The 5603-nt window shown below is 66.1% G+C and carries 8 protein-coding genes; all 8 read right to left on the bottom strand.

The window, feature by feature from the left end; translation table 11 throughout:
* On the bottom strand, nt 1–409 hold a 409-nt coding region (locus ACILQR_RS15265; RefSeq protein WP_395652238.1), incomplete at its 3' end, for a M16 family metallopeptidase.
* A gap of 47 nt (nt 410–456) precedes the next feature.
* Nucleotides 457–1170, bottom strand: coding sequence for an SURF1 family protein (locus ACILQR_RS15260; RefSeq protein ID WP_395652237.1), 714 nt, complete (start codon nt 1168–1170; stop codon nt 457–459).
* A gap of 190 nt (nt 1171–1360) precedes the next feature.
* Nucleotides 1361–1744, bottom strand: a complete 384-nt coding sequence (locus tag ACILQR_RS15255; RefSeq protein WP_395652236.1) for a DUF983 domain-containing protein — start codon at nt 1742–1744, stop codon at nt 1361–1363.
* A gap of 8 nt (nt 1745–1752) precedes the next feature.
* Nucleotides 1753–2631, bottom strand: a complete 879-nt coding sequence (locus ACILQR_RS15250) for a cytochrome c oxidase subunit 3 (RefSeq protein ID WP_395652235.1) — start codon at nt 2629–2631, stop codon at nt 1753–1755.
* A gap of 109 nt (nt 2632–2740) precedes the next feature.
* Entirely contained in the window at nt 2741–3316 is a 576-nt protein-coding gene (locus ACILQR_RS15245; RefSeq protein WP_395652234.1) for a cytochrome c oxidase assembly protein, read from the bottom strand.
* Nucleotides 3313–3531 (bottom strand): hypothetical protein, encoded by a 219-nt coding sequence (locus ACILQR_RS15240; protein WP_395652233.1) that lies wholly within the window; start codon nt 3529–3531, stop codon nt 3313–3315. Before ACILQR_RS15240 ends, ACILQR_RS15245 begins: the two co-directional genes overlap by 4 nt.
* Before the next feature lie 11 nt (nt 3532–3542).
* A complete protein-coding gene (cyoE, locus tag ACILQR_RS15235) occupies nt 3543–4535 on the bottom strand; it encodes a heme o synthase (protein ID WP_395652239.1) in 993 nt (330 codons plus the stop codon).
* A gap of 70 nt (nt 4536–4605) precedes the next feature.
* On the bottom strand, nt 4606–5603 hold a 998-nt coding region (locus ACILQR_RS15230), incomplete at its 5' end, for a cbb3-type cytochrome c oxidase subunit I (RefSeq protein WP_395652232.1).

Genomic DNA, 5603 nt, shown 5'->3' with positions numbered 1-5603 from the left:
GCCCCATCGACTGGCCGGCGAAGGCCTTGGTCTGGGCCATCTCGAACACCTGGTCATCAGGCGTGTCGAAGGCCTCGGCGATCTCCTGGACCACCACATCCTTCTCGCGCTCGATCTCGGCGGGATCGAGCGTGGGGCGGAACACCAGATCCGACACCACCTGCATGGTCAGGCCAAGCGAACCGTCCAGGGCCCGGACGTCGAAACTGGTCCGCTCGTATCCGGTGGCGGCGTTGATCGATCCGCCCTCGGCCTCGATCCGCTCGACGATGTCGCGCGCGGCCATGTCCCCCGCGCCCTTGAAGACGAGGTGTTCCAGCAGGTGAGACCAGCCGGACTGGCCTTCATTCTCCCAGCGCGCGCCTCCGCGCACGGCGACGGACAGGGCCAGGGTGCGCAGGCCCGGCATCGGATCACAGACGACGCGGACGCCGTTGGACAGGGTATGAAGTGTGGTCAGGACGGGTCTTTCTCAGGCTCCCGGCGCATCCGGCGCCAGAGCATGGCCACATAGAAGCCCACCAGGGCGATCGCCAGTCCGAACCAGGTCATCGCATAGCCGAGGTGGTTGTTGGAAAAGGCCGCCGGGGGAGCCGAAGCGGTCAGGGCCGCAATCTCGGGATTGGGCGAGGTCAGGGCGAACAGGGTGAACTCCGACACGGCCGGGGCCCCCAGCGCCTGCGCCATCGCCGCGCTGTCGCGGGCATAGAAGCGGTTGTCAGCGGGCGGCGGCGTCATCGCATTCCCCGCCCCCGGCGTCCGCCTGAGCTCGACCAGCAGCGACAGGGGCAGGGTCGATTCGATCACCCGGGGCCGCGCCGGCACACCTTCAGGCACGAAACCCCGGTCGATCAGCAGCGGCGTCTCAACGCCGGGCGCGCGACACAGGGAGATCAGCCGCGACCCCGGCTCGCCGTCGTGGATGGACTGAAGTTCGACGAAGGGTGCCGTCGCCAGTCCCGGACACACCACAAGCGCCCGCCGGAACTCGGGATCGGGCGCGATCAGCACCTCGGAAAGCGCAGCCGGCGCGGCCTCGGCGGCCGCCTCGGACTGGGCGATCAGCCCCTCCTTCCACGCCAGCCGCTGCACCTGCCAGACGCCCAGCCCGATCAGCAGGGCGAGGGCGGGGGCCGTGAACAGGGTCAGCAGCCACGGAAAGCGTTTCATGAGCAAATCCTCACCCGTAGGGGGAGGGGGACCCCGAAGGGGTGGAGGGGGTCAGCCGCGCACGCCGGTGTCTTCCGGGAGACGCAATCAGCGCCGCGAACAATCAGCCAGCGCAGTGTCTGGGGTTGGCCCCCTCCACCGCGAAGACGCGGTCCCCCTCCCCCTACGGGTGAAGATTTCGACCTGCGGCTCACCGCGCGCCGTCCATCTTGCCCCGCATCTGGAGCGCGATCATCAGCCCCTTGCCCGGCCGCATCAGCCCGATCGACAGCCCCGCCACCAGTGGCAGGGATACCAGCAGCAACAGCCAGATCGGCGGATCGAAGGCGATCTGCACATACAGGGCCGAGAACACCACCAGCCCGCCGGCGATCTGCATAATGAAGATGGCCGCCCCGTCGCCGGTGTTCATCCGGCTGTAGTCGAAGCCGCAGGTCGCGCACCGATCCACGACCTTCAGGAAGCCGGCGAACAGTTTGCCCTTGCCGCAGTTGGGACAGCGACAAAGCAGTCCGGCCCGGATCGCATGGATCCGGGCCGGTGCTTGAGGTTCGAGAGGCAGGACTGGATCCAACGCCGTCCTTAGCCGAACACGACGTAGACGAAGGCGAACAGGAACAGCCACACCACGTCCACGAAATGCCAGTACCAGGCGGCCGCCTCGAACCCGAAATGCTGCTCGGGGGTGAAGGCGCCGTTCAGCAGGCGGATCAGGCAGACGGCCAGGAAGATGGTGCCGACCAGGACGTGGAAGCCGTGGAAGCCCGTGGCCATGAAGAAGATCGACCCGTACAGGCCCGAGTTCACGGCCTCTTCGTTGAAGAACAGGTTTTCGTGGATGATCTCGTAATATTCGTAGGCCTGAACCGCAGTGAAGATCGCACCCAGGGCGATGGTCAGGACCAGGGCCAGTTTGGCCCCGTTGCGGTCACCCTGTTGCAGCGCATGGTGCGCCCAGGTGACGGTGCAGCCACTCAGCAGCAGGGTCACGGTGTTCAGCAGCGGCAGTTGCCAGGCCGACAGAACCTCGACCCCCTTGGGCGGCCAGGTCGACCAGGCGGCGGCCGTATCGGCCCAGGCGCTGATTTCGGGGATGCCGGCGCGGGCCTCGTTGAACACGGCCATCTCGAAGAACATCCAGAAGAAGGCCGCGAAGAACATGATCTCCGACGCGATGAACAGCACCATGCCGTAACGCAGGCCGATCGCGACGACGGGGGTGTGGTCGCCGGCGTTGGCTTCCTTGACCACATCGGCCCACCACAGGCCCATGCCGAGCACGGTCGTGGCCAGACCCAAGAGGAACACCCAGCTGGTGCCCTCGGGCAGGCCGAACAGCCCCTTCATCCAGATCACCGCGCCGACCATCATCACCACGGAGGTCGCCGAACAGAACAGCGGCCACGGGCTGGGGTTGACCAGGTGGTAATCGTGATGCGGAGCGGCGTGGTTGTCGGCCATCTTGGGAGGTCTCGTCAGGCGAAGAGTCTAGGGACGGGCTATAGCCCATTTTTCAAAGTCGTCGAGGCCACGGCGGCGAAAAAGCGGCGGTCCCGTGCAGGCGTTCGGTCTATCCCGCCCGGGCAGGCGCGATCAGGCCGTTGGCGGCCGCCGTCGGCGCGCCGTCCTTGGCCGGATAGAAGGTATAGCTGAGGGTGATCTCGCTGGCCCCGCGCGTCTCGCGGTCGGTGGCCAGCTCGGGGGCGACGAAATACTGGATCGGGAATTTGATCGTCTGGCCGGGCTGGATCGTCTGGGTCTCGAAGCAGAAGCACTGCAGCTTCTGGAAATAGGGGCCGGTGCTCTCGGGCACGACATTGTAGGCGGCGCGGGCCTGGATCGGCTTGTCCGAGGTGTTGGTCACGTCGAAATAGGCCATGCCCGTCTCGCCGATCCGGACCTTCTGCAAGGTCTGTTCGGCCCGGAACCGCATCGGCAGGTCGCGCACATTGGTGTCGAACCGCACGGTGATCTGGCGGTCCAGCACATCCTCGGCGGCCGGTGCGACCTCGGCTCGCCGGACCGTGCCGTCAAAGCCGGTGACCTGGCAGAACATCTTGTACAGCGGCACGGCGGCGAAGGCCGCACCTGTCATGAACACCACGCCCCCGGCGCAGATCGCCCCGATCAGATGATTGCGCTTCACCGGTCGATCGACCCGACGGGCGCCATCTGAGCGCGAGCTTCAGACTGATTGTGCATCATGCGCAGGAAGGTGGTGGTGAACAGCAGCATCATGAAGGCCACCAGCCCCAGGGCGATGAAGACATTGCGGCGCTTGCGCGCGGCCAGTTCGACCGGCGTCAGGGTCACATACTGGCGGGGGGCGGCCAGAGGCGGCGTGGACTGGGGTTCGGACATGGCGGGCTTCCTCAGCCGATCAGGCTGAACGACACGGCCCCGGTCAGGGCCTCGATCAGCAGGGCGGCGAACAACGACATCAGATAGACGATCGAAAAGGCGAACAGGTTTCGGGCCGGTTTGGCCTCTGCCTTCACATCATACAATGCGGCCTCTCGCCCCACGGTATCGGCCTTGTCCGGTCCCTCGGTCCCGACGGGATCGCCGGCCCGCGAGCGGAACAGCCGATAGGCCAGCCCCAGGAAGCCCAGGCCCCCCAGCACCGACACGGCCAGATAGAGCCAGCCCCCCAGGCCGACCACGGCCGGGGCGATCGCCACCGGCACGAACACCAGCGAATAGATCAGGATCTGCAGCCGCGTGGACTTCGCGCCGCGCGCCACCGGCATCATGGGAATCCCCGCCTTGGCGTAGTCCCCGGCCGAATACAGCGCCAGGGCCCAGCTGTGCGGCGGCGTCCACAGGAAGATGATCAGGAACAGCAGCCAGGCCTGCCACGGGGCCGAACCCGTCGCCGCCGCCCAGCCGATCACGGGCGGCAGAGCGCCCGCCGCCCCGCCGATGACGATGTTCTGGGGCGTCCGCCGCTTCAGCATCACCGTATAGAAGCCGGCGTAGTAGACGATGGTCAGGGCCAGCAGACCGGCCGCCAGCCAGTTGGTGTTCATCCCCAGCAGCATGACCGAAAACAGGCTCAGCACCGCGCCGAACGCCATGGCGTCATTCTTGTTGACCCGTCCGGCGGCCACCGGCCGACCCCGCGTACGCCGCATCAGGGCGTCGGTCTCGCCCTCGATCGCCATGTTCAGGGCCCCCGCCGCGCCTGCGCCCACCGCGATGCACAGGATGGCGATGGCCGCCACGAACGGATTGATCGCCCCGGGTGCCACGACCAGTCCGGTCGCGCCGGTGAACACCACCAGCGACATCACGCGGGGCTTCAACAGCTGGAAATAGTCTTCCGGCTGGGCGGCGGTCAGGGCGGGGGTGTCGGTCTGGGTCATGGTCATGAATGGCGAAGGCCGCCCTTTCGGTAACGAAAGAGCGGCCCCCGGCTTTCCGATGTTATCGGGCTTAGTGTTCGTCCGACTTCACCACCGGCAGTTCGTTGAACTGATGGTGCGGCGGGGGCGAGGACAGGGTCCACTCCAGGGTCGTGGCGCCTTCACCCCAGGGGTTGGCGACGCCCGGACGACGACGGATCGCCGCCTCGGCCAGCATGACCAGGAACACCACCACGCCGGCGATGGTCACCAGATAGCCGACCGACGAAACGTGGTTCCACAGGGTATAGGCGTCCGGATAGTCGACGTAGCGACGCGGCATGCCTTGCAGGCCCAGGAAATGCTGCGGGAAGAACACCAGGTTCACCCCCACGAACATGATCCAGAAATGCGCGGCACCCAGGAACTCGTTGTACTTCACGCCGAACATCTTCTCGAACCAGTAGTAGAAGCCGGCGAAGATCGCGAACACGGCGCCCAGCGACAGCACGTAGTGGAAGTGGGCCACAACGTAATAGGTGTCGTGCAGGCTGTAATCGATACCCGCGTTGGACAGGACCACGCCGGTCACGCCACCGACGGTGAACAGGAAGATGAAGCCGATGGCCCACAGCATGGGGGTCTTGAAGCTGATGGAGCCGCCCCACATCGTCGCGATCCAGCTGAAGATCTTCACGCCCGTGGGCACGGCGATGATCATGGTCGCGGCGACGAAATAGGCCCGCAGGTTCACCGTCATCCCGACCGTGTACATGTGGTGGGCCCACACGATGAAGCCGATGAAGCCGATCGCGACCATGGCGTAGGCCATCGCCAGATAGCCGAACACGGGCTTCTTCGAGAAGGTCGAGACGATGTGGCTGATGATGCCGAAGCCCGGCAGGATCAGGATGTAAACCTCGGGGTGACCGAAGAACCAGAACAGGTGCTGGAACATCACCGGATCACCACCGCCGGCGGGATCGAAGAAGGAGGTGCCGAAGTTGCGGTCGGCCAGCAGCATGGTGATGGCACCGGCCAGGACGGGCAGGCTCAGCAGCAGCAGGAAGGCGGTGATCAGCACCGACC

Source organism: Brevundimonas sp., assembly GCF_044239655.1.
Taxonomy (GTDB): Bacteria; Pseudomonadota; Alphaproteobacteria; order Caulobacterales; family Caulobacteraceae; genus Brevundimonas.
Note: the sequence above shows the minus strand (reverse complement) of the source record. Positions and strands in the feature narration are given on the sequence as shown.